The organism is Lactonifactor longoviformis, assembly GCF_042848515.1.
Lineage (GTDB): Bacteria > Bacillota > Clostridia > Lachnospirales > Lachnospiraceae > Lactonifactor > Lactonifactor longoviformis.
This window is the reverse complement of sequence record NZ_AP031453.1, coordinates 680507-701348: the sequence shown is the minus strand read 5'-3', so window position 1 is coordinate 701348 and position 20842 is coordinate 680507. Positions and strand designations below refer to the sequence as shown.

26 protein-coding genes are annotated in these 20842 nt (G+C 41.7%); 5 read left to right on the top strand and 21 right to left on the bottom strand.

Annotated features, from left to right (window positions below):
• Positions 1-92 precede the first annotated feature (92 nt).
• From ACGHCT_RS03190 to ACGHCT_RS03165, 6 genes are all read right to left on the bottom strand, one after another.
• Positions 93-815 carry a DUF5131 family protein gene (locus ACGHCT_RS03190; RefSeq protein ID WP_390438178.1) on the bottom strand — a complete coding sequence of 241 codons (723 nt, stop codon included), beginning with the start codon at positions 813-815 and terminating at the stop codon, positions 93-95.
• 72 nt (positions 816-887) lie between these two features.
• Positions 888-1346 carry a VOC family protein gene (locus tag ACGHCT_RS03185; protein ID WP_390438176.1) on the bottom strand — a complete coding sequence of 153 codons (459 nt, stop codon included), beginning with the start codon at positions 1344-1346 and terminating at the stop codon, positions 888-890.
• A gap of 13 nt (positions 1347-1359) precedes the next feature.
• Entirely contained in the window at positions 1360-2169 is an 810-nt protein-coding gene (locus ACGHCT_RS03180) for a helix-turn-helix transcriptional regulator (protein ID WP_390438174.1), read from the bottom strand.
• A 518-nt stretch (positions 2170-2687) separates the two neighbouring features.
• The gene (locus ACGHCT_RS03175) at positions 2688-3458 is read right to left on the bottom strand and encodes a hypothetical protein (RefSeq protein WP_390438172.1); all 771 of its coding nucleotides are present in this window, start codon (positions 3456-3458) and stop codon (positions 2688-2690) included.
• A 137-nt stretch (positions 3459-3595) separates the two neighbouring features.
• Positions 3596-3826, bottom strand: coding sequence for a helix-turn-helix domain-containing protein (locus tag ACGHCT_RS03170; protein ID WP_002590762.1), 231 nt, complete (start codon positions 3824-3826; stop codon positions 3596-3598).
• 112 nt (positions 3827-3938) lie between these two features.
• Positions 3939-4169 (bottom strand): helix-turn-helix domain-containing protein, encoded by a 231-nt coding sequence (locus ACGHCT_RS03165; RefSeq protein WP_002590763.1) that lies wholly within the window; start codon positions 4167-4169, stop codon positions 3939-3941.
• A 113-nt stretch (positions 4170-4282) separates the two neighbouring features.
• Here ACGHCT_RS03165 and ACGHCT_RS03160 point away from each other — a divergent pair, with 113 nt between their 5' ends.
• On the top strand, positions 4283-4573 hold the full coding sequence (locus ACGHCT_RS03160; RefSeq protein WP_390438169.1) for a DUF6809 family protein: 291 nt from the start codon (positions 4283-4285) through the stop codon (positions 4571-4573).
• 46 nt (positions 4574-4619) lie between these two features.
• Here the strand turns inward: ACGHCT_RS03160 and ACGHCT_RS03155 are convergent, their stop codons facing one another.
• The 7 genes from ACGHCT_RS03155 to ACGHCT_RS03125 all read right to left on the bottom strand — a co-directional run bounded on the left by ACGHCT_RS03155 (position 4620) and on the right by ACGHCT_RS03125 (position 9573).
• On the bottom strand, positions 4620-4931 hold the full coding sequence (locus tag ACGHCT_RS03155; RefSeq protein ID WP_390438167.1) for a hypothetical protein: 312 nt from the start codon (positions 4929-4931) through the stop codon (positions 4620-4622).
• A gap of 2 nt (positions 4932-4933) precedes the next feature.
• Complete coding sequence (locus tag ACGHCT_RS03150; protein ID WP_390438165.1) at positions 4934-6250, bottom strand: MobA/MobL family protein; 1317 nt, start codon at positions 6248-6250, stop codon at positions 4934-4936.
• 258 nt (positions 6251-6508) lie between these two features.
• The gene (locus ACGHCT_RS03145; protein ID WP_390438163.1) at positions 6509-6709 is read right to left on the bottom strand and encodes a hypothetical protein; all 201 of its coding nucleotides are present in this window, start codon (positions 6707-6709) and stop codon (positions 6509-6511) included.
• Positions 6710-6829: 120 nt separating this feature from the next.
• Positions 6830-7804 carry an AAA family ATPase gene (locus ACGHCT_RS03140; protein ID WP_390438162.1) on the bottom strand — a complete coding sequence of 325 codons (975 nt, stop codon included), beginning with the start codon at positions 7802-7804 and terminating at the stop codon, positions 6830-6832.
• A gap of 144 nt (positions 7805-7948) precedes the next feature.
• The gene (locus ACGHCT_RS03135; protein WP_390438160.1) at positions 7949-8287 is read right to left on the bottom strand and encodes a plasmid mobilization protein; all 339 of its coding nucleotides are present in this window, start codon (positions 8285-8287) and stop codon (positions 7949-7951) included.
• Positions 8284-9369 carry a tyrosine-type recombinase/integrase gene (locus ACGHCT_RS03130; protein WP_390438158.1) on the bottom strand — a complete coding sequence of 362 codons (1086 nt, stop codon included), beginning with the start codon at positions 9367-9369 and terminating at the stop codon, positions 8284-8286. The genes ACGHCT_RS03135 and ACGHCT_RS03130 overlap by 4 nt, the downstream gene beginning before the upstream one ends.
• A gap of 15 nt (positions 9370-9384) precedes the next feature.
• A complete protein-coding gene (locus ACGHCT_RS03125) occupies positions 9385-9573 on the bottom strand; it encodes a DNA-binding protein (RefSeq protein WP_390438156.1) in 189 nt (62 codons plus the stop codon).
• Positions 9574-9918: 345 nt separating this feature from the next.
• On the opposite strand from ACGHCT_RS03125, the gene ACGHCT_RS03120 reads away from it, so the two are divergent.
• From ACGHCT_RS03120 to ACGHCT_RS03110, 3 genes are read left to right on the top strand one after another with little or no spacing between them, the layout of a single operon-like run.
• Positions 9919-10470 carry a helix-turn-helix domain-containing protein gene (locus ACGHCT_RS03120; RefSeq protein ID WP_390438154.1) on the top strand — a complete coding sequence of 184 codons (552 nt, stop codon included), beginning with the start codon at positions 9919-9921 and terminating at the stop codon, positions 10468-10470.
• 38 nt (positions 10471-10508) lie between these two features.
• Positions 10509-11477, top strand: coding sequence for a nucleotidyltransferase (locus tag ACGHCT_RS03115; protein WP_390438152.1), 969 nt, complete (start codon positions 10509-10511; stop codon positions 11475-11477).
• Positions 11478-12032, top strand: a complete 555-nt coding sequence (locus tag ACGHCT_RS03110) for a hypothetical protein (RefSeq protein ID WP_390438150.1) — start codon at positions 11478-11480, stop codon at positions 12030-12032. It begins immediately after the preceding gene.
• A 368-nt stretch (positions 12033-12400) separates the two neighbouring features.
• Here the strand turns inward: ACGHCT_RS03110 and ACGHCT_RS03105 are convergent, their stop codons facing one another.
• From ACGHCT_RS03105 to ACGHCT_RS03075, 7 genes are all read right to left on the bottom strand, one after another.
• Positions 12401-13360, bottom strand: coding sequence for a helix-turn-helix domain-containing protein (locus tag ACGHCT_RS03105; RefSeq protein ID WP_390438148.1), 960 nt, complete (start codon positions 13358-13360; stop codon positions 12401-12403).
• A gap of 288 nt (positions 13361-13648) precedes the next feature.
• A complete protein-coding gene (locus ACGHCT_RS03100) occupies positions 13649-14941 on the bottom strand; it encodes a plasmid recombination protein (RefSeq protein ID WP_390440112.1) in 1293 nt (430 codons plus the stop codon).
• Between the two features lie 266 nt (positions 14942-15207).
• Positions 15208-15441 (bottom strand): complexin-2, encoded by a 234-nt coding sequence (locus ACGHCT_RS03095; protein ID WP_390438146.1) that lies wholly within the window; start codon positions 15439-15441, stop codon positions 15208-15210.
• A 99-nt stretch (positions 15442-15540) separates the two neighbouring features.
• A complete protein-coding gene (locus tag ACGHCT_RS03090; protein WP_390438144.1) occupies positions 15541-16671 on the bottom strand; it encodes an AAA family ATPase in 1131 nt (376 codons plus the stop codon).
• A complete protein-coding gene (locus tag ACGHCT_RS03085; RefSeq protein ID WP_107000556.1) occupies positions 16668-16991 on the bottom strand; it encodes a plasmid mobilization protein in 324 nt (107 codons plus the stop codon). The genes ACGHCT_RS03090 and ACGHCT_RS03085 overlap by 4 nt, the downstream gene beginning before the upstream one ends.
• Positions 16975-18075, bottom strand: a complete 1101-nt coding sequence (locus ACGHCT_RS03080) for a tyrosine-type recombinase/integrase (protein WP_390438142.1) — start codon at positions 18073-18075, stop codon at positions 16975-16977. The genes ACGHCT_RS03085 and ACGHCT_RS03080 overlap by 17 nt, the downstream gene beginning before the upstream one ends.
• A gap of 20 nt (positions 18076-18095) precedes the next feature.
• A complete protein-coding gene (locus ACGHCT_RS03075; protein WP_021869173.1) occupies positions 18096-18275 on the bottom strand; it encodes a DNA-binding protein in 180 nt (59 codons plus the stop codon).
• Between the two features lie 217 nt (positions 18276-18492).
• On the opposite strand from ACGHCT_RS03075, the gene ACGHCT_RS03070 reads away from it, so the two are divergent.
• Positions 18493-19053: a helix-turn-helix domain-containing protein gene (locus ACGHCT_RS03070; RefSeq protein WP_390438139.1), complete on the top strand. Its 561-nt coding sequence runs from the start codon at positions 18493-18495 to the stop codon at positions 19051-19053.
• 178 nt (positions 19054-19231) lie between these two features.
• Here the strand turns inward: ACGHCT_RS03070 and guaA are convergent, their stop codons facing one another.
• Positions 19232-20776, bottom strand: coding sequence for a glutamine-hydrolyzing GMP synthase (gene guaA, locus ACGHCT_RS03065; RefSeq protein WP_154256939.1), 1545 nt, complete (start codon positions 20774-20776; stop codon positions 19232-19234).
• Between the last annotated feature and the right edge of the window lie 66 nt (positions 20777-20842).

Genomic DNA, 20842 nt, shown 5'->3' with positions numbered 1-20842 from the left:
TATCTGCCCTCCTAGCACAAATTATAGTTCTCGTCCTTATAATACATAAAAAAGGCATATCTATTGGAGCAAAATTATCTTTAATTTTATGATTAAAACAACCGTTTCCCGTCCGAAATATCGATACCAAGTCCTTTTGCCATGCCGGTCTGCTTATATGGGTTAATTTTTTCTACAATACCGTCATGCCGGAAAAGTGATCCTGTATTTTTAAACCAAAAGGTCACGCCCGCCTTGACACATTGCTTCCGGATCTGCAGCACCCACTCATAATCACACTCACGCGCTTCCCGCCCCGTTTCGCCCCCCACAGTAACATGATCCACCCCATGAAGATAAGGGGTCAAGTCGATTGCCTCCAAAAGCGGAGCGCAGGCGATGAACCTCCGCTTTATGGGATAAGATAAAAACAGAGGAAGCCGGTAATCGGCCAGCGCCTGATTTTCTACTGTGCAGCCAATGTTCACGTTGTCATAGCCTTCGCCCCAGTCGGCGGGAAGGGATACAAGGAAACGGTCAATCCGCTTTGTCAGAATCAAAAAATCAATGTCCGTCCGTTCCCGGATCATAGCCCAGACCGCTCCCCTCCATTCATCCGCTTCGGGAAGAAAAAAGTCGGTGGCAAAGCAGGTAGCCAGAATCTTATCCCCTTTAATATTGTATTCGCCTTTTTTATTTCTCCTGATGGGCCAGTCGAATTTATCTGTTTTTAGAATCGTATTCTGTCCACAGCGTTTTGCATACGGCCCATAAAAATAACAGTTTGTGCAGCCGTCACTTATTTTGTAACAGCCAGTCCACGGCTCCCAGTTCATAGGCGGCCTCCCTTATTCTGAGTAAAATAGCGGCGGCTTTCTTGCTAAAGCCGCCTTGTTCCATACATCTGATTACAACGCATACTGCTTTACGAATTCAACCGGGTACATCGTACGTTTGGCAACCTCCTCCGCCGACATACCCTGAGCAAAAAAGCGTTTGATAACCGTAGTCATATCCTCTGCAATCTCCACAATATGCTTGTCCGGGTCATACACCCGGATGTCGCGCTGTCCCCATGGATATTCCCTGATTTCGTGTACCCACTGCAGGCTGGGCAAGTGTTTTAGCTCAGCATATGCCTGATCTAAATCCTCCACTTCAAAATACACCTGGAAGTTATGTGACTGTTCCTTTACACAATCAGCAGCAATGCCAACAATATCAGCATACCCCTGCTGCAGAGAAAAGCCTTCAAAAGCTACATGCCCGCCTATATCCATGACTGCATTTTGATGAAGCACATTTTCATAAAAGTTTTTAGACGCGGAGATATCCCTGACCGCCAAAAGACAACCTTGATATTTCATGTTTTTATTCCTCCTACAAAGAAATTATAGGATAGATTTCCGTCCCGTCATAGTAAAAATCCGACATAGTTTCCAAATACTGTTGAGGAGTAACGCCACTGATAGCCTTAAAGTCTTTATCAAAATGGGCCTGATCGAAATAACCGGCCTGCTGGGACAAAGCAGCAAAAAAGCAGGGCGATGTTTGAATCTGCTTTAGCACATAGTTAAAGCGGATTAAGCGTGCATAGTTTTTCACATTCATTCCGATTTGTGTGAGAAATAAACGGTTTAAATGCCGCTCACTGTAACCGGACTGCCGGGCCACTTCCTGCACTTGTGTCTGTCCGTGTCTACCAGAAATGTATGCAACTGCAAACAGCAAAGCGTCCGAAACAGCCTGCTTTTCCATGCGCTGGTATAATATTTTCTCACAAGCATTTACTAGACCGCCTGTGGTTTCCGACACCACAAATGCCTGATGCAGTAATTTGTAAAGTTCATAGTCAACGTCTGCCAGGGAAAGGCGTTTATCCGCAAACTCAGCTTGGCTTTGACGGATCATCTGATACAATCCATATGGAGAAAGCTGAATAAGCAGCAGGATATGATAGCGGTTTGGCTCTCTGCCCAGCGGAATAGGTGTCAGGGATGCGCCCCATAGTTCAGCTTTGACTCCGTTTCCGTCGAACGCAAGGGACAATGTTCCGCATGCATTAGGCATAAGCGTGTATTGAGGCAGGAACGTATCCTTTTCCGGAAACACGATGTTGTAATACTGAATATATTTTCTTAATCCAAAGTGTGAAGGAAATATGTTGAATTGGTTATCTTTTTCAAGCATCCTAGGGGGCCTCCTGCAGTTGCAGTTTCTACTTGTAATACTCATCTTATTTATCTCTGAATCCTCTGTTTAACTAATATACGGATGTCGCGATTGGAGCATTTGCTTGCTTTAAATCATATCATACAATTTCTTTCCCATTCGTATCAATCTCCGTTCTCCGAGCCATTGATGCGGGATGTATTCACTATACCAAACTTTCAAAAAGCTGTCACTCTCCTTTGGCAGTAAGAAGCTCTTTGCAATTATAAAATGTGAAAATGACAGATAATCTATAGACTATCTGTCATTTGAAATAAACTGCATAAATTTTTTATTCAAACTCCCTAACAAATTAACATATTTGTTAATTGCATGGTGTTCTTTCAAGGCTTTTCATGCCTGTTTTATTCAAATTATACCACTTATTTATCTTTTCGGAAGGAACAGGTATCATACGGGTATCACGGAGTATCATTTCTTGACCGTCTATTCTGAGCTTACAACAAAACTTTATATACTGGATTGTTTCCTTATGATTACCTTAATTCACTTGGAATTGTTCTATGCAATACGTTTTTTACTTTTTTCTTCATTTTTAAATACAATACGAACAATATGACACCAACAACAATAGAAACGATGAACACAAATGTTTCGTACTCCTTGTACGGAAATCCCATGAATTGTGATACTACTATTGTACAACAAAATCCTAAAGCTACAATCAGCATTGGAAACAATTCATCGAAACAAGAACGCCAAAATCCACGAATACCCTTATTTTTTTTCAATTCAATACAATTTCTTATAGGCCTGCCACCCTTTATTTTACAATTAACGAATAAATCATCGCTTGATTCCGTATGCAGTATTTGAAGCCTAACTCCTTCACCACTATCCATATAATCAAATATAAGTTCAATATTAGTCGATGTAAAATTCAAAACAGAAAAGTTATTGCTGTCATCACTCTGCTTAATAACTTGAGCATCTAAAAAAGATTCTGATTTACATTTGATTTTTAGGGATTTTTCAACAAGATCATCATGATTAATAACTTCACTTCCACTATTCCAAATATAAAAAATTGTTGAAGTTAAATCTTGAATTGACTTGCCATCAAATTCAATATTCAGTTTAGAGATAGGATTTTTCCCTTGTTTTATTATTTCATTACTAAAATAATCTACTGAAATTTCTTTTGTTTTTCTTCCAACAATCCATGTATATATTGCAAATATAAGAGAAAATATTGTACACAAAGATAATACAGACCATGCATATGGATTGCTCATTAGTTTTTCCATTAGTTTTAACCTCACATACATTTCATTTTAACAAAAATCTAACTTCATACATAATCTTATTCTTAATCACTTTAAATAACATGGCGCTAGCACCATGTTATTCCTTTTATCAAGGAAAAATAACAATAATCATTTTCTCAATCCTTAAAAAATTCGCTGTACTCCACGTCAAACAATACTTGTAATGCTTTTAAGTCACTGGCCTTGATATTCCTTCTTCCAGCTTCGATATTTGCTAATGTGCTTCGTGACATCATGCTGCCCATTAGTTGTAATTGCTCCACCACTTCTATTTGTGTCATATTCTTTGACATTCGCACAGTCTGAATGTTTCTTCCTAGTGGAATGTCCTGCAATATCCACTGCATACTATACCTCCAACCTTGTGACTAATTAGTAACTTGGTTTGAGTATAGTCAATAAATTTCATAATCATGCCACTGGTTGGAAACAATCATATGTCACTTAAAAATCCGATAATCAATCTTTGAAAAATTCCTCATAATCCACATCAAATAATATCTTCAACGCCTTTAAATCACTTGCTTTGATGTTTCTCCGGCCTGCTTCTATATTCGCCAGTGTACTTCTTGACATAAGCCCTCCCATTAATTCCAGCTTTTCAATTACCTCTTTTTGCGTCATATCCTTTTCCATTCGCACCGTCTGAATATTTCTTCCCAGCGGAATATCCCGTAAAATCCACTGCATGACTATATCCTCCCAAGTTTTTGTGACTAATTAGAAACTTTTATATTGAGTATAGTCAAAAACTGTGCTAAACTTGTCACTAAGTAGAAACAATCGTACAAGGAGGTTCCAAAATGGAAAAAATGTTAGAGCAACTTTATAAGGGTGAATTATATCCCTATTCAAAATTTCAGACCACAATCGAAGATTTTAAGATAAATCGGGATAAAGCCTTTAAATCCTATTCCGTATTTATTGAAAAACTACCAGATGAATTAAAGGACGAATTTGACGAATTGATAGATTCACACCTTGACCTGTTACCGCTTGAATTAGAACAAAATTTCATTGACGGCTTTCGTATTGGCGTCCGAATGATGACAGAAGTCTACGCCACTCCATTGGATGAAGAAGAACATTCATGAATTGTTATAAGGGCAACCGCCAACACTCCGGGGCTGCCCTTATTTCCTACCGACTTAATTCATGTTCCAGATTGTTTACTGTTCCCTTTAAATCATTTTGTTGATGGTATAATTCGTCTCTGCGTCTGCAAATTTCTTGATTACGTTTTAACGCTTCCTTCACGCCTTCTCTGGCCGGAAGTTCCGTTTCCTTATAGTTTTTCATCAGTTCCCGGATTTCGGCATTATTTTCTTTAATCCGGCTGATTAACAGAAACCACTGCACCAGATTTTCAGCTTCTTTGTCCTGTTCAATAATTCCATATTCCACTAACTTAACCGCCATTCGGAACATGACTTGCTTTTCCATTTCTGTCATAGTCACCTTACTCCCTTCTCTTTTTTAACTTTAACTTTTCTGTCAATCTCACTTCTTTTTCCTTCCTCTGTCAAGCGCCGTAATTGTTCCCGAATACTTTCTTCCTCTAGTGGTTTCTGGCCGCCACGGGTGCGGTACTGCTCCATAGCTTTTTGATAGGCTAATACTTCTCCCTCTGCCTTTTTATATACCCGCATGAAGCCCTGTACGGACTTATATCCGCTGTTGTTTACGATAGTATTCAGATATGTTTTCATAGAAGATAATCGTTCCTGTGCGTTAGCAATTCTACTCTCTAAAGATTTCCGTTCCTTTCCTCTAAACAAACCTTTGACTTCTTCCAGTTCTTCCTTTAGATGTGGAATTTCATATTGTTCCAGATTACGGATTGCAGCAATTTGTTTTTCCAGTTTTTCCTTTGTGTACTGCATTTTACGAAATTCTATCATATCAACTTTTAAAACCGGCTTCGACGGCAATCTCCATTTTTCTATAACTGTTTTTAAATGCTTTGTTGCCTGTTCTATGAAGATATGGAACATCCCCGGCTTTCTGCCGTTATCAGCGATAGATTTAGAAACCTGTGCAGTAATTTCCTGCTTCTTGACCTTTCGTATTTCTTTTTCCTCCACTCCCGCTATAAGCGCTTCATCCACGGTAAAATTCCATTCCTGCCTTGTCTGATTATCCTTATCAATCTCTGCCGCCTTGGGATTATGTTTACCAATCTTTTTGGTGGGAAGATAAACGCTGTTCCGGTCAAATACCTGTAATCGCTCCTTCGGATTATCTATGTATTGGTTTATCAATTCCGTAAAGTTTTTCTTTTCTTCTGCCAAAAATTCATCACTTTTGAAATACTGATTTTTATTGGTAAATATCCGGCTATCATAAACAGAACCCTTTGGAATAATTTTACAACCCTCCCGTACTTTTCCTTCTATGTCTAAAATCTCTTTTTTTGTTCTTATGTGCTTGCCCTGTTCATCATAAAACATATTGCGTGAAGCAATTTTATTTTCCGGTTCCGGCAATAGCTGCCGCTCACTGAAAATTAAATGAATGTGATAATTGGTCTTTCGCTTATTGTGATGTAAGGCAGATACACATTCAATATAGTATCTGTTTTTAAACGCTTCGGTAAATGTTTCAAGTACCTGCTGCGGATTATATTTTGTATAATTTTCGGGTAAGGCAATAATCAATTCTCTTGCTTCAATACATTTTCCCTCTGTTCCGCTTTTTATAAACTCCTGCTGATTTTCTTTTGCAAGATTCTTCCAAAATTCCACATCTGCTGTCTGATAGGTAGCGTACAAATTTTCCTGTCTGGCATGGCTGGATATATAGTCTATCCTTCCTCGAACATCATGCAGCTTGGATATTTGAATAAATGAATTTCTTGCGATAGATGACGCTCCTTTCCGTGAGTGGACACCATAAAGTGTCCGTTTACGAACCCAGCCCGTTACCGGGCAAAAGTCCCCTGCAAGGGCGAAATATACCCAGAGCATAAACCGGAGGTTTGTGCGACGGGTGTATTTCGCTCTCAAACGCCGAGGGCTTCTAAAACGCTATCATTTTGCCTTCTCAAATGCCGATATGATAAGTCTTACGGTGCTATCCCCCCACCCGGCAAGCCATATTAACGTATTCTCTTCCTGTGCGGTTAGCTCCGCTTCCCCTAATGCTTGGTTGAGCAAATCTATTCTTCTTTTCTCTGCTGCATAAAATGTATCATTTACGTTTCTGCTTCCTTTTCCCGGCTGTCTAATCATCTCGTTTCACTCCTTCCAAAAGTAAGAACGCAACATTGTATTTCTTTATAAATTGCACTGTTATCTTTGCAGACTTAACCTTGCAATTACGAAAGACTTACATTGTTGCGTTCTTGAATTTTATGATTTATCTAAATCCCAGTACCAGCTACTTCCCTGTTTTTTTGATTTGATATTCAGTTCCTTTTTAGCCATATCCATTGTTCTTTTTGAAATGCCGATTGCTTCCGCTTTCTGCTCCATATCTGCACTGGAAATCAACACATTTTTTCCATAAAGTCCTTTGATAAGCTGCTTCGCCTGTTGTATTTTATTTGTCTTACAATAGCCACCTAATAATTCATCTACTGTAATATCATAAGCTCCCATATATCGAAATCCATCTTTACGCCGCTCAAATGCTATAGGCTGTCCTTCTTCGGCCAGATTGTTTTTTATCTGTGCCATAACCCGGATATTTTCCTGCTCTGCTACTCTTGCCACCAATAAAACACTTCTTGCCACCGCGAAAAAATCTATAGAACCGATTCCACGGTATGCGGCTTTGACACCACTGGCTTTATTCATGTGACCGATAAGAAGTACGGCGCATCCTGTATGCTCTGCAAGCTGGCTTAATTTCTTTGTCATATCTCTTGCTTCATTGGCCCGGTTCATATCTACACCGCCGCCTAAATAGGCTTGAATAGGGTCTAAGATAAGCAGCCTTGCCCCAGTAGCATTGATAGCTTTTTCCAGCCGGTCATCATCCATAGTTAAAGATTTTTCCCGGTCATCAATGACAAGAATCCGGCCGCAATCTGCCTTTGCTTCTTCAAGCCGGGGCTTAACCGTATCAGATAAGCCGTCCTCTGCGGTCTGATAAATGACAGATAAAGGAACGCCTGTAGTGTCCTCCTGCCCGAACCGTTCGCCTTTAGAAATACGTGCCGCCAGATTCAAAGCGAATGTTGTTTTACCTTCACCCGGATCACCTTGTACGATTGTTATTTTCCCAAAAGGAATGTACGGATACCAAAGCCACTCTACCTGTTGGCTCTGAACCATATCCATACTGATAAGTTTTACTTCCTGCTGCTCCTGCAACTGTTCCATTTCCTGCTCCTTTCTGTGCGATTTTCGTTGAAATTCGCCGGAGCCTTTGGTACACTATATTTGCGAGATATGGTACAAAGGCTTCGGCTTTTGTTATCACGAAAATGCTCCGGTTTAATCCTCCGGGGTATTTTCTTTGTCCTGTCAGAGATATCTCGCCCCGTCTAACATCCATAAAACTGCTTTTAGTAAATCAAGATAACTTTCTTTTGTTTCCTCTAATTCCTGCACCGTAAATTCTGCCTTATTCTCTGTAAAATCTTCTGCCAATTCAGTCAAGTGTTTTTCCATGTCCCGTAACTTTTCAACTATCTGGTACACCGTTTCTTTTTTACCTACTACACAAACCCTGTTGTAAATGCAGGAGCGGATAAAATAATCTTTCTTTTTCATACCGCTGGCAAATATCTTGGCTTCTATTTCCTGTCGCTCTCTGGGAGAAATGCGAAAGCTGATAGTAGGATATTTATGTGTTCCACTCATTTTTCTGTTCCCTCCTTAAATTCTTCGTCAAGTCTCATAGCCATTTGGCTTTGCTCGGTCGGAAACATATGTGCATATCGGTAAGTTATATCTACGTTTTCATGGCCTACCCGGTTCCCGATTGATACCGCCGAAAAGCCCATGCTGATAAGTAACGATACATGGGAATGACGTAAATCATGCACTCTTATCCGTTTTACACCTGCTAGGCTGGCTCCCCGGCTCATTTCATGGTGCAGGAAACTTTTTGTCATATGAAAGATTCTGTCTGTGGGGAGGACACCGTATAATTTACTGATATAATCCTGTAATTCCTCACATAAGAAATCCGGCATACTGATTACCCGTTTACTTTTTGGTGTTTTGGGGTCTGTTATAATGTCCTCGCCCTGTAAACGTTGATAAGATTTTGTGATTCTGATAACCTTGTTTTCAAAATCAATATCTTGCGGCGTTAAGGCCAGCAATTCTCCTAATCTCAAACCACACCAGTACAATATCTGGAACGCATAATAAGAATAAGGTTTCTCTTTGACAGCTTCAGCAAATTTTAAGTATTCTTCTTTTGTCCAGAATAACATTTCTTCTGCCCGGCCTTTACCCAGCGGTCCAGCCTTTGTCACTGGATTACATTTCAGTTCATAAAACCGTACCGCATGGTTAAATAGGGCGCTTAACTCTGATTGCAGCGTTTTTAAATATGTAGGTGCATAGCGTTCCCCTTTTTCATTACGATAGGAAATCTGCTTATTCTGCCACTGGATAATATCTTTTGGCTTAATATCCCGCATTTTTTTATCTTTAAAATAGGGAAGTAATTTGGTACGAACGATATGTTCTTTCGTGAGCCATGTGTTGTGTTTTAACTTCGGCTGCATGTCTCTGGTGTAAGCGGCTACAAATTCAGAAAATGTCATATCTAAATCGGAACCTTCTTTCATCAGAAAATGCTGCTCCCACTCCACCGCCTCACGCCTTGTTTTAAAGCCCCTCTTAACCTTCCTGCAATTCTTTCCAGTCCAGTCATTATAATGGAATGACACGAACCACGTTCCCCGCTTCTCGTCTTTATAGGCTGCCATGTTGCCACTTCCTTTCTAATTCGCTTTTGTTATTCCATAAAACTTTTCTTCGTAATACTTCCGGCTTACCCTTCCAGCGATAGTAAGAAAACCTTTTGCTTCTAATTCTTCATTCATCTGTCGTACCAGTTTGTAGGCAAATGGCTTTGAAATGCCTAATTTTTTTGCAATTTCCCCGGCTGTTACAAATAAAGTGTTGTTCAATTATGAATCTCCTTCCTATTTGATATGTGGCTTCCGTTTGTATCGTCTGTTGCCAGTGTTTCAACTGACCTCAACCGTTCAGGCGGCTATGGGATTGCTCCTTTTAGAGATTCCCACCATTTACAGGAGTGTCTTTCTTCGCTCGCCCTTACGGGGTCTTGGCGGAAGTCTGTTAGCAGACGATACAGCTCATTTAGTTTCATTAACATTGTTGTTAATGTTGTATTTATATTATACATTCGCTTATATGTTAATGTCAAGTATTTATTTCGCAAAAATGTTAATATTTCTATTTACTATTTTCAGATTATCCATTATAATAAGGGAAAAGGCGGTGAATAGAAGATGACAGTAGGCGAAAAAATCAAGTTTATCCGTAACTTCCGGGGCATGACACAAAAAGAGTTAGGTGTTGGAATAGGCTTTGACGAAAAAGGAGCCGATAACCGGATAGCCCAATATGAAACGAATTATCGAGTGCCTAAAAAAGATACGTTGTTGCAGATAGCGAAAGTTTTAGACGTGAATCCGTTGAATTTCATTAGTGAGGTTTCCGGCTCTGCGGAAGATATTATGCAGACCTTCTTCTGGCTGGATGAAGATAATCCGGGCGCAATCAACCTTTTTCAGCTTGTAAGGAATCCGGGGAAGTGTAATGCTTCGGATGATACCGCTGTGCGTTATAATGACAGTGATGACTGGCCTGCCCACCCGCCTGTGGGATTATGGTTTAAATATGGCGTTGTAGATGATTTTATGCGGGAATGGCTGGTTAGGAAAAATGAGTTGAAAGCTGGAGAGATTACCAGAGAGGAATATTTGGAATGGAAATTGAACTGGCCGGAAACCTGTGATGATTGTGGAAAACATGTAGTAAAAATAAATTGGAGAAAATAATTTTAAACCACAAATAAAAGTGAAAGAAAGGAATACTTATGAAATTTACTGAAAAACAGCTAAAACTCTATTCTGCACCCTTAAGCGACACTGAAAACCAAATGTGTAAGAATGCAATTGGTATGGTAAGAGATGCTCTAAAATCACTAGGTTTTACAGACGATAATAAACCTATATCACTTCTTTACGAAGATACCCTTGCATATTCCATTGAAATGAGAAGCACTTATGGAAGTAGAAAAATAAAATTATTTATTCAAGGTTCGTATGCGAATAATACCAATGTTCGTACACAAAGTGATGTAGATATTGCGGTTGTTCAAGAAGAAGTATTTCAGACTATTTATCGTGAAGGAGTAACCGATAGTAATTACAACTTCTCAACTATAGAATCTACACCGACATCATTTAAAGATGAAGTAGAAAAATGCTTGAGAGAAAAATTTAAAAATGATGTAGAAAGGAAAAATAAATCAATAAAAGTGCATGGTAATACCTACAGGAAAGATGCTGATACAGTACCTTGTAGAAGATATCGTGATTATCGTAATGACTTTTACAATAATGAAAACAACTATATTGGCGGCATAGTAATTTTTGCAGATAATGGAGAACGAATTATAAATTATCCCGAACAACATATTGCTAACGGAAAAATCAAAAACGCAGAAACAAACCACTACTATAAAAAAATGGTTAGAATAATAAAAAAATTGCGCTATTTAATGGAAGATAATTATATTTCATCAGCAAGAGAAGTTTCATCTTTTGGCTTAGAATCCCTATTATGGAATCTACCAAATGAACTTTTTACCAAATATAGTATTTACCGATATACATTCGATGATATAGTAGGCTATCTCTATAATAATACATACCTATTATCTTGCTATAACGAAGCTAACGGAATAAAACCATTATGTCCCTATTCTAGTGATGTTAATAAATATACAAATTTCATAAATGATTTAAAAACATTTTATGAATATGACATAACGGAGGATTAAATGAAAGAGCAATTCAACAAATTAATGCAGAAAACTATATGGTGTGTTATCGTATTGTTTTGTCTACGGTGCTTTATATCATGGGATGATGTTATTCATAATTTTTCTGTTTATGACTTATTTGGTTTTGCCGGAGAAGCAATTAGTCTTGCCACTTTATTTTCTGTAGCATATGAACGCTGGCTTTGGAAACTTAACCCATTTGAATCAACCTCTGCTCTTTTTAAAAAGTATACTGGTGTTCTAATATCCAGTTATAATGGCGTTGAAAGTAATGCTGAACTTGAAATAAAGCAAACACTTTTGACAATTCAAATTACACTAATTACTAATGAGAGCAAAAGTAAGTCAATGTCATCATCAATAGATGATATTTTAGGGGAAAAAATATTAACTTATTGTTTTTTAAATACCCCCAATGCTAATGTGAGAGATAGAAGCCAAATTCATTACGGTACTGCTATGCTCTGTGTGGATAATCCTCGTAAATTAACAGGACAATATTTTACGGATAGAAAAACAATCGGAGATATGAAGTTTGATGTAATTACATAAGACTCATATAGGTATCAAAAAGGTATCACACCCCACTCAAAGAGCCGGAAATCCCGCTGTTTAAGCGGCTTCCCGGCTCCCAGTCTACTATTCGAACTCGGCGTGTCCTTTGCTATCATTAACTATATTTGTTTAAGTTTTATGCAAATACACGCCGTTTTTTACTTCAATTACATCAATTATTCTGGCTTGCTGATTTTCTGTTGCCAAAATGTTGCCACGCCTTTATTATAGCAAATCCTCGCAGATTAACAACCTATTTTTGAAAAGTTACGCAATAGAAACCCATTTTCGGAGATTTAGATTAAAGTATCGCAGCACCTTTTATCATCTCTAAAATCCCTTGAAAAATAAGTCTTTCAGAACGCCTAATGCGTAACATTCTGCTCCAGCCCCATTTCCTTTATCACTTGCTTTGCATTATCCGCTTTATCACTGGGTACAATAATTGCAATCCTATCATCAACACCTCTGCCCATGCCATAACGTACAGACGCAAATCCGGCATCTCCTAAATCCTGTCCGTATGCCATAATACCGTTATCTTTCAATGTACTTATTATCATTTCCGCCTGCATATTTCCGTCCGCTATAAATACATTTACAGGCTGTTGCTCTTTAACCAGTACAGTCTCATTGTCCGACATACTTTTTTCTCTTCTTTTATGATTGAAACAAGCCAGTATTCTCAATACCCCAAAACCAACTATGGCAATTCCTACAAAAAATATAAGTGCGCTATGAACCGCTTGAGACGTTGTTGCGCCTAATCTGATATAACAAATAACCAATGCCACCGCAAATACTCCTGCACATATCACAGCTATCAACGCATCTGTAAATGGCGTACTTTTGAATCTGGAACCAGTCTCCCAAACTCCATTATAGGTCATCACTCCAATATAAGCCGCTCCACCAACAAGTAAAACAGCAGTTTCTCCTGCCACAATCGCCAATTCTCCCACCATGAGAAGCTGAATGATTATCACAGCCGCACAAATAGCAAAGGTTAGAGCAAATGCAATATTTCCGGCTTTTGTTACCCTCTCTTTTTCTAGTTTGTTATAGTCTGCCACTTTAGATAATGTTTCTTTCAATTCTTTATCCATATTCTCGCTTTTCCTTTCTCCATCCAAAATTTCTTTCACTTCTACATTATAGAACTCTGCCATTTTGATAAGGATACTTAAATCTGGCATATTGGTTCCTGTTTCCCACCGAGAGATCGTTCTTCCCGATACAAGAAGAATTTCTGCAAGCTGCTCTTGTGTTAATCCTCGTTCTTTACGAAGCACCTTTAAAAATTCTCCTATCTTTTTCGTATCCATTCCTTTCCCCTCCTTTCACTTGCACATTACCATAAATGTCTACAGCAAAACACGACACAAAGCGAGAAATGCCTATTTTCGCCATTAGACACGATTGTCTAATTAAATTTTCTTATACTGCAAGGTCATTTTACCAGATACCCGCTCAATTATCCATGTAATTTTAAAAACAAATAGCAAATCCCCACCAGCCAATCAAGAGTAAACTGAACGGCTACGCCGCTCTTGACTAACTGGCGGGGATTCGCTTCATGGCAGCTAAGAGGGCTTTAAGCAGCCCTCCGCCTGTCAGCGGGCATCCCGATTGTGTTTTCTCCTTGCCGCCCGTTTCTGCTCGGCTTCTATCTGTTCCTGTTGCTTTGCCCGGTTAATCACAGCGTTTACCTGTTCAGAGCCGAGCACTGCCTTTACACGTCCAAAATCCACCGCCACTATCCGTAGTTCCCGATTTTCCTCCAAGGCTTCTTCCAGCCTGCTTGTCAGTCGCTCGTTTCCGCTCCGTTCCCTGTTATATGCCGCTTGTAGCTTTGCAAACTTATTTGAAATATCCAGATACGCCGAATAAACGGAGCGCATAACTTGTACAATTTTCTTTACCAGCGGTTTTGCTTTCTTCTCCCGATACGACTTTGCAGATTCCATAACCGCCGCTTCTGGAAGCGTCTGCTCCGGATCTGCGGAAAAGTCTGCCGCCAGCTTCTCCATGTTCTTTACCATAGGAGCAAGTTCATTCATGCGCTTCTGGTATTTGTCCGCCTGTTTCTGCGCTTTCTCTGCTTCCTGCCGGGACTCCTGCAAATCTTCCTGTAAGGAACGAATCTCATCATCAACCTGTAACAACTGTTCATGCAAATCTTCGTTGATTTCTTGAAAAGTAGCGTTTTCTTCCTGCAATTCCGCTTTTTTCGCTTCCAGTTCTGCAACTTCCTTTGCCCGCTCCTTTTTTTCAAAATCCAAGACAGATAAATGCTTTTCATGTGTGCCTTTCTTCTCCCACTCAATCCCATGTTCCAGCATGACAGCGGCAAGCTGTTCTTTCTCATAAGCCACCCACTGATTTAATTCCGTTTCCCGTCTTGTGCCGCCTTTAAATCCGAGAGCAGATAACGCCTGTTTCAAAGAAACTCTTGTATCAAGTCCCCGCTTGCTTCCTGTCGTATACGGTACAAAATCTATATGCAAGTGGGGCGTTGCTTCGTCCATATGAAGATAGGCACTGAACACCCTCAACGTAGGATTTCGCCGCTGAAAGTCCTGCATATATTTATCCAGCACCTTTGCCGCAAGCTGTCCGTTCTCCGTTTTCGCTCCCATGTTGTCCTTATCCCCGATTTGCAGGATAATCTCATGGAATGATTTTTCCTGCTTGCCGGAACAGATTTTCTCATAATAATCGTCAATCCGGCGGTCACTTCTGGTCTGTTTCTCATTGTACCGGGCGAGTGCTTCATCAAACAATTCGTGATATACGTCCTTAACATTTTCGTTGCAGTATTCCACGTTCAGACAGCTTCTCTCCGGGTCAGTATTCTTTGCATGAAATTTTCTGCTGTTATGGTTGACAGAGCCTTTCCCTGTCATAAAGCTGATTGTTCGCTTCAATCAATATCCTTTCTCCCTGTTCGGGTAATCAGCGCCGGATACGGCGCATAGGCTTTGTTACTTTCGCCGAAAGTAACGCAAAAGCACTTTTGACAGCCGTTCCGTCCATCAAAAGCTGCCTTTGCGCTCTGCCGAGGGCTTTTCCGTCCTACGGACGGGGCGGCTTCCAGCCGCTTTCTGCCTTTCTCGTTGTCTGCTATCCACAGGAGCGTGACACGCTCCTGTCTGTTATCATCAAAGGAAAACTACCAGCGGAAGCTATCCGGCACTCCACGTTTTTCCAGATATTCCTGTCTGGCTTTTTCCCGTTCTTCCTGTGTGGGCGCAGTCTTATATTTCGCATATAATTCATGGCGAACCAGAGAATCCAATTTCTGTTCCAACCCCTGCCGGATTTCATTCAGACAATCATCTTCTTCCATTAGATGATAGCGGAGCAGAGATACAAACAATTCAAAAGAAATTTGCACGTTCTTCATAAAAAATCCTTTCTGCGTCGGTTTGCGTCGATAGCGTCGATATTTTCTATACCAGCCCGCTGTAAAAAATACCGTCGCAACCGACGCATATCGTCGCTTTTACTCTCTCGGCTCAAGCCGTTTCAGAGTAATCTTCCTTTCATGCCCCCGCTTATTGTCGTAGAAAATTCCATAGTCATTAAGCAACTGGCTGTTGACTACATTCAGCTTTCTGGAAAGCACGTTTGCCTGTATCTGCATATCCGGCAACTGGCTCACAAGTTCTGTTGCCGTCCCCTCCCATTCCGGCTTATCTTCTGTCAGAAAATTGTTGATTGCTTCCAGTAGAGGATTCGGCGGCTGTTTCCACAGTTCCGTTTCCGCCTTTTTGAATTTCCAGACGCAGCGCTCCCGGTCAAACTCTATGGTCAGCTCCTGATCCGGCTGGTCACGCCCCACTATATCCATGACCGCCTCGTTGTCAGTGCGCTTTTTCTTGTGCATGATAAACGCCCCGTCTGCCGCTCCAAGTAGCCCGTTTGTGCCGGAAATCATATCAAAGCTGTCCTCGGATTCCAACTTGCGTGTGTGATGAACCACCAGCAGGCAGATACCATATTTATCGCTGAACGATTTTAACTTTGTCACAATCTCGTAATCACTGGAATAACTGTACCTGTCCCCGCCGACTTCACGCACTTTCTGGAGCGTGTCAATGATAATCAGCCTTGCGTCCGTATGCGCTTTCAGAAATTCCTCTAATTGCCTGTCTAAGCCCTCATTCAAGGTTTTTGCCTGTGTCGCAAAGTACAGGTTATCCGCACATTCCACACCGAACATACTGGAGAGCCGCCGCTGAAGCCTTGCGTAATCATCTTCCAGTGCCAGATACAGCACCGTCCCCTTTCGGACGGGATAATCCCACAGCGGAAGCCCCATTGCCACATGGTAGGCAAGCTGCCCCATAAAGAACGATTTTCCAACTTTCGGCGCACCTACAAAAAGATAAGTGCCGCCATAGAGAAACCCGTCCACAACCGGCGTTCTCGGCGGATAGACGGTATCATACAGTTCCGTCATGGAAACGGTTTGAAGCCCGCCGCTCCCGGATTTCTCCGGGATATTTGCGGCTTGCAGATTGATTTGTGCTGTTTCATTTGCTATAATTTCATTGTGGTTTTTTGTATTCGGCTGTTCCCTATCTGCGCCAACAGATAATACGGGAGCAGTCGTTTTCTTTGTTTCTGTCATTCATCTTCTCCTTTCAGACCGTCTAATGTGATTGCGATTACCTGTAACGTGTAGAGCAGTTCGTCATTGTCCGGGCTTAATGCTTCCAACCGCTTCAATTCCTCGTAGATAGCCGCCATTTGATTTTTCAGTGCCTTATACACCCTCGGATTGCCCTGTACTACCACGTCCCGGCACAGCAGCCGCCTTGTGATGTAGTCCTGCTTCGTCAATCCCGACAGTGCCACCAAATCGTTAAGCAGCTTCGCTTCTTCGTCCGATACCCGAAACGCTACTGTATGATTGCGCCACCGCCCTTTGTAATCAAGAGTTCTTTCCATTTGCGTCCTCCTTATGTCTACGCTCCATTTCCAATTTTTCTGCCATTTCCGTCTGCACCGTAGGGAATAAATGGGCATAGCGGTAAGTGATTTTCTCCGCTTCATGCCCCATGCGCTCCCCAATCGCCAGCACTGAAAATCCCATGTCGATTAACAGGGAAACCGCGCTATGCCGGATGTCGTGAACGCGAATCTTTTTTACGCCCGCCTGCTTCGCCCCTCGTTCCATTTCATGATTGAGATAGGATTTTGTGACCGTAAACAGCCGCTCGTCCGGCTGAATATCGTAAAGCATTTTGATATATTCCTGCATTTCCTCACAGAGAAATAGTGGCATTTTGATTGTACGGTTACTTTTTTTCGTTTTCGGGCTTGTGATAATGTCCCTCCCTTTAGATCGGTGAAATGTCTTGCTGATTGTGACCGTCTGCTTCTGAAAGTCAAAATCAGCCGGAGTGAGCGCCAGCAGTTCGCCGGAGCGGATTCCACACCAGTAAAGCATTTCAAAGGCATAATAGGAACGGGGCTTATCCATCATGGCTTCGGAGAATTTCAGATATTCCTCTTTCGTCCAGAAGTCCATTTCTTTCGGAACCTCATTTCCCATTGTTCCAGCCCGCCTTGCCGGGTTGTAGGGCAGGTTATAGAAGTTCACAGCATGGTTGAAAATCGCCGTAAGCTGGGCGTGTATGGTTTTCAGATAATCTGCCGAATAAGGCTTCCCTTTCTCGTCCCGATATGCCATGAGTTCATTCTGCCATGCGATAATGTCCTTTGCTTCAATCTCCGCTATCTTCCGATTCCCAAAATATGGTAAAATCTTTGTGCGGATTACATGGCTTTTGGATTCCCATGTGCTTTCCTTGACACGTTGTTTCTTGTCGGCTTCGTAAACCTCAAAGAAGCTGGCAAACGTCATATCCAGCTTTGCGCCCTGTTTCAGCATGGCTTCATGCTCCCACGCCTGTGCTTCCCGCTTCGTAGCAAATCCCCGTTTCTGGGTCTGCTTCCGCTCCCCTTTCCAGTTCGTAAAACGATAGATTACCCGCCACATTCCTGTAGCATTGTCTTTGTATACAGCCATTCAAATCATCTCCTTTCCTCTTAATCGCTGTAACAGACCTTTTTATGAAAAAATGTAGCGTTTACACGACCAGCCACCGTCAGATAGCCCTGTTTCTGCAATTCTGCGTTCAGTTCTCGCACAATCTGGTAAGCTTTTGACTTTGACACCCGCAATTCCGCCGCCACTTCCTCCACAGTCATAAATGATTTTTCTGCCATTCAGTTATCCTACCCTTTCTTTATTTAACTGTTTTTGTTTAATTTGTATCCATAATACTAAATAAATTCCGTTAAGTCAAGTGGTTTGCAGAAAAATATTAACTTTTTTTATTTAAGTTTCTCTTGCTATTCCTATTGCACCATGTTATACTAACTTCAACAGAAATGTTTAAGTCAAGAATGGTTGTATCACTATAACTACAACGGAGGTTTTATTATGGCAATCGGCAAACGAATCCGCTTTTTCCGTAATCGGAAAGGCATGACGCAGAAGCAGTTAGGCGAAATCCTCGGTTTTCTCGGAAAGACCTCTGATGTCCGTATGGCGCAGTACGAATCAGAAGCCAGAACGCCGAAGCAAGACCTTGTAAAAGAAATGGCACATATCTTTGATGTCAGCCCACGAGCAATCACAGTCCCGGAGATTGACAGCTATATCGGGCTTATGCACACGCTCTTTGCACTGGAAGATATGTACGGACTGAAAATCGGAGAGATTGACGGGGAAATCTGCCTGCGCCTTGACAAGTCCGACTATTCCACCTATTCCTCCATGTTCAAAATGTTCCACGCATGGCAGGAACAATCTGCCATGCTGGAACGGGGCGAGATAAGCAGAGAAGAATACGACCAGTGGCGATACAAGTACCCCGAACTTGACACCTCAGGGCATTGGGTGAGTGTTCCCTCGCAGGCGGTCAGTGATATGCTTGTCAAAGAATTTCAGAAAATCGAGAAAGAAGAAAAGAAAGCGTCTAAAAAGAAAAAGCAGAAATAAGCATAAAAAGACCTTGCCGATGTTCAGTTTCCATATCTGAAAATCAGCAAGGTTTTTCTGTTATTGAAGTATTCTATTATTCAGTGAGTGATACTCTAAATGTTGCCAAATCGTTGCCAACACTTAAACAATTTTGCTTGCAACCCTCATAAATAAAGGTTTTTCCAAGTCCATTTCATCACTCGAACTCAATCGTTGCCGGCGGCTTCCCCGTACAGTCATAAAGCACCCTATTAATATGCTTCACTTCATTCACAATCCTGCTGGTTGCCTTCCCAATCACTTCCCAGGGAATCTCCGCACTCTCTGCTGTCATAAAGTCCGTAGTTGTAACTGCCCGCAGGGCCACTGCATAGTCGTAGGTTCTCTCATCCCCCATGACCCCCACCGACCGCATATTTGTAATCGCGGCAAAATACTGTCCAATCTTCTTGTCCAGCCCGGCATTTGCAATCTCTTCCCGCCAGATGGCATCCGCGTCCTGAACCATTTTTACTTTCTCGGCTGTCACTTCTCCGATGATTCGGATTCCCAGTCCCGGGCCGGGGAACGGCTGGCGGAATACCAGATATTCCGGAATCCCAAGCTCCAGGCCGGCTTTTCGCACTTCGTCTTTAAACAGGTCCCGAAGGGGCTCTATAATCTCCTTGAAATCTACATAGTCAGGAAGTCCTCCCACATTGTGATGGGATTTAATCACCGTAGACTCTCCGCCTACGCCGCTCTCCACAACATCGGGATAAATGGTTCCCTGGACCAGGAAGTCCACGGCACCGATTTTCTTTGCTTCCTCTTCGAACACACGGATGAACTCTTCCCCAATAATCTTCCGTTTACTCTCCGGCTCTTCCACGCCTTTTAATCTTTCATAAAAGCGCTCCTGGGCGTTTACGCGGATAAAGTTCAGATTATACGCTCCCTCAGGGCCGAACACAGCTTCTACTTCGTCTCCCTCGTTCTTGCGGAGCAGTCCGTGGTCCACAAATACACAGGTGAGCTGATTCCCCACTGCTTTTGACAGCATAACCGCTGCCACAGAGGAGTCCACGCCTCCGGAGAGAGCACAGAGCACTTTGCCTTTTCCTACTTTTTGGCGGATTGCCTGGATACTTTCTTCCACGAAGGAATCCATTCTCCAGTCGCCGGAGCATTCACATACCTGGTAGACAAAATTAGAAAGCATCTTTTTGCCTTCCTGGGTGTGGAGCACCTCGGGGTGGAACTGAACCGCGTACAGATTCTTTTCTGTGTTCTGCACGGCTGCCACCGGACAGTCTGACGTATGGGCAATGATGTCAAATCCGGGAGCTGCCTTTGCGATATAATCGTTGTGGCTCATCCAGCAGATCGTCTTTTCGGATACTTCCCTGAAAAGCTTTGCTGAAGGATCTACCGTAACCTCAATTTTCCCATATTCTCTCACCGGGGCGGTTCCCACTTCTCCTCCCAACAGGTGCATCATCAGCTGAGCGCCGTAGCAGATGCCCAGAACAGGGATTCCCAGCTGGAAGATCTCCTGGGTGTAGGTAGGGGAGTCCTCCAGATATACACTGTTGGGTCCGCCAGTAAATATAATACCTTTCGGCTGGATTTCTTTTATTTTTTCTATATCTGTTTTATAAGAAAATATCTCGCAGTATACGTTGCATTCACGCACCCGTCTGGCAATAAGCTGATTATACTGCCCGCCAAAGTCCAGAACTATGACTGTCTCTCTCTTCAAAATAATTCCTCCTGTGTGTTTGTTTTCCATCATACTGTATCCGTCCGATGGATCTGTACCTCATTA

Coding starts and splice junctions, on each gene's coding strand:
- ACGHCT_RS03190 (WP_390438178.1), bottom strand. CDS start 815: ATGAACTGGGAGCCGTGGACTGGCTGTTACAAAATAAGTGACGGCTGC.
- ACGHCT_RS03185 (WP_390438176.1), bottom strand. CDS start 1,346: ATGAAATATCAAGGTTGTCTTTTGGCGGTCAGGGATATCTCCGCGTCT.
- ACGHCT_RS03180 (WP_390438174.1), bottom strand. CDS start 2,169: ATGCTTGAAAAAGATAACCAATTCAACATATTTCCTTCACACTTTGGA.
- ACGHCT_RS03175 (WP_390438172.1), bottom strand. CDS start 3,458: ATGGAAAAACTAATGAGCAATCCATATGCATGGTCTGTATTATCTTTG.
- ACGHCT_RS03170 (WP_002590762.1), bottom strand. CDS start 3,826: ATGCAGTGGATATTGCAGGACATTCCACTAGGAAGAAACATTCAGACT.
- ACGHCT_RS03165 (WP_002590763.1), bottom strand. CDS start 4,169: ATGCAGTGGATTTTACGGGATATTCCGCTGGGAAGAAATATTCAGACG.
- ACGHCT_RS03160 (WP_390438169.1), top strand. CDS start 4,283: ATGGAAAAAATGTTAGAGCAACTTTATAAGGGTGAATTATATCCCTAT.
- ACGHCT_RS03155 (WP_390438167.1), bottom strand. CDS start 4,931: ATGACAGAAATGGAAAAGCAAGTCATGTTCCGAATGGCGGTTAAGTTA.
- ACGHCT_RS03145 (WP_390438163.1), bottom strand. CDS start 6,709: ATGATTAGACAGCCGGGAAAAGGAAGCAGAAACGTAAATGATACATTT.
- ACGHCT_RS03140 (WP_390438162.1), bottom strand. CDS start 7,804: ATGGAACAGTTGCAGGAGCAGCAGGAAGTAAAACTTATCAGTATGGAT.
- ACGHCT_RS03135 (WP_390438160.1), bottom strand. CDS start 8,287: ATGAGTGGAACACATAAATATCCTACTATCAGCTTTCGCATTTCTCCC.
- ACGHCT_RS03130 (WP_390438158.1), bottom strand. CDS start 9,369: ATGGCAGCCTATAAAGACGAGAAGCGGGGAACGTGGTTCGTGTCATTC.
- ACGHCT_RS03120 (WP_390438154.1), top strand. CDS start 9,919: ATGACAGTAGGCGAAAAAATCAAGTTTATCCGTAACTTCCGGGGCATG.
- ACGHCT_RS03115 (WP_390438152.1), top strand. CDS start 10,509: ATGAAATTTACTGAAAAACAGCTAAAACTCTATTCTGCACCCTTAAGC.
- ACGHCT_RS03110 (WP_390438150.1), top strand. CDS start 11,478: ATGAAAGAGCAATTCAACAAATTAATGCAGAAAACTATATGGTGTGTT.
- ACGHCT_RS03105 (WP_390438148.1), bottom strand. CDS start 13,360: ATGGATACGAAAAAGATAGGAGAATTTTTAAAGGTGCTTCGTAAAGAA.
- ACGHCT_RS03100 (WP_390440112.1), bottom strand. CDS start 14,941: ATGACAGGGAAAGGCTCTGTCAACCATAACAGCAGAAAATTTCATGCA.
- ACGHCT_RS03095 (WP_390438146.1), bottom strand. CDS start 15,441: ATGAAGAACGTGCAAATTTCTTTTGAATTGTTTGTATCTCTGCTCCGC.
- ACGHCT_RS03090 (WP_390438144.1), bottom strand. CDS start 16,671: ATGACAGAAACAAAGAAAACGACTGCTCCCGTATTATCTGTTGGCGCA.
- ACGHCT_RS03085 (WP_107000556.1), bottom strand. CDS start 16,991: ATGGAAAGAACTCTTGATTACAAAGGGCGGTGGCGCAATCATACAGTA.
- ACGHCT_RS03080 (WP_390438142.1), bottom strand. CDS start 18,075: ATGGCTGTATACAAAGACAATGCTACAGGAATGTGGCGGGTAATCTAT.
- ACGHCT_RS03075 (WP_021869173.1), bottom strand. CDS start 18,275: ATGGCAGAAAAATCATTTATGACTGTGGAGGAAGTGGCGGCGGAATTG.
- ACGHCT_RS03070 (WP_390438139.1), top strand. CDS start 18,493: ATGGCAATCGGCAAACGAATCCGCTTTTTCCGTAATCGGAAAGGCATG.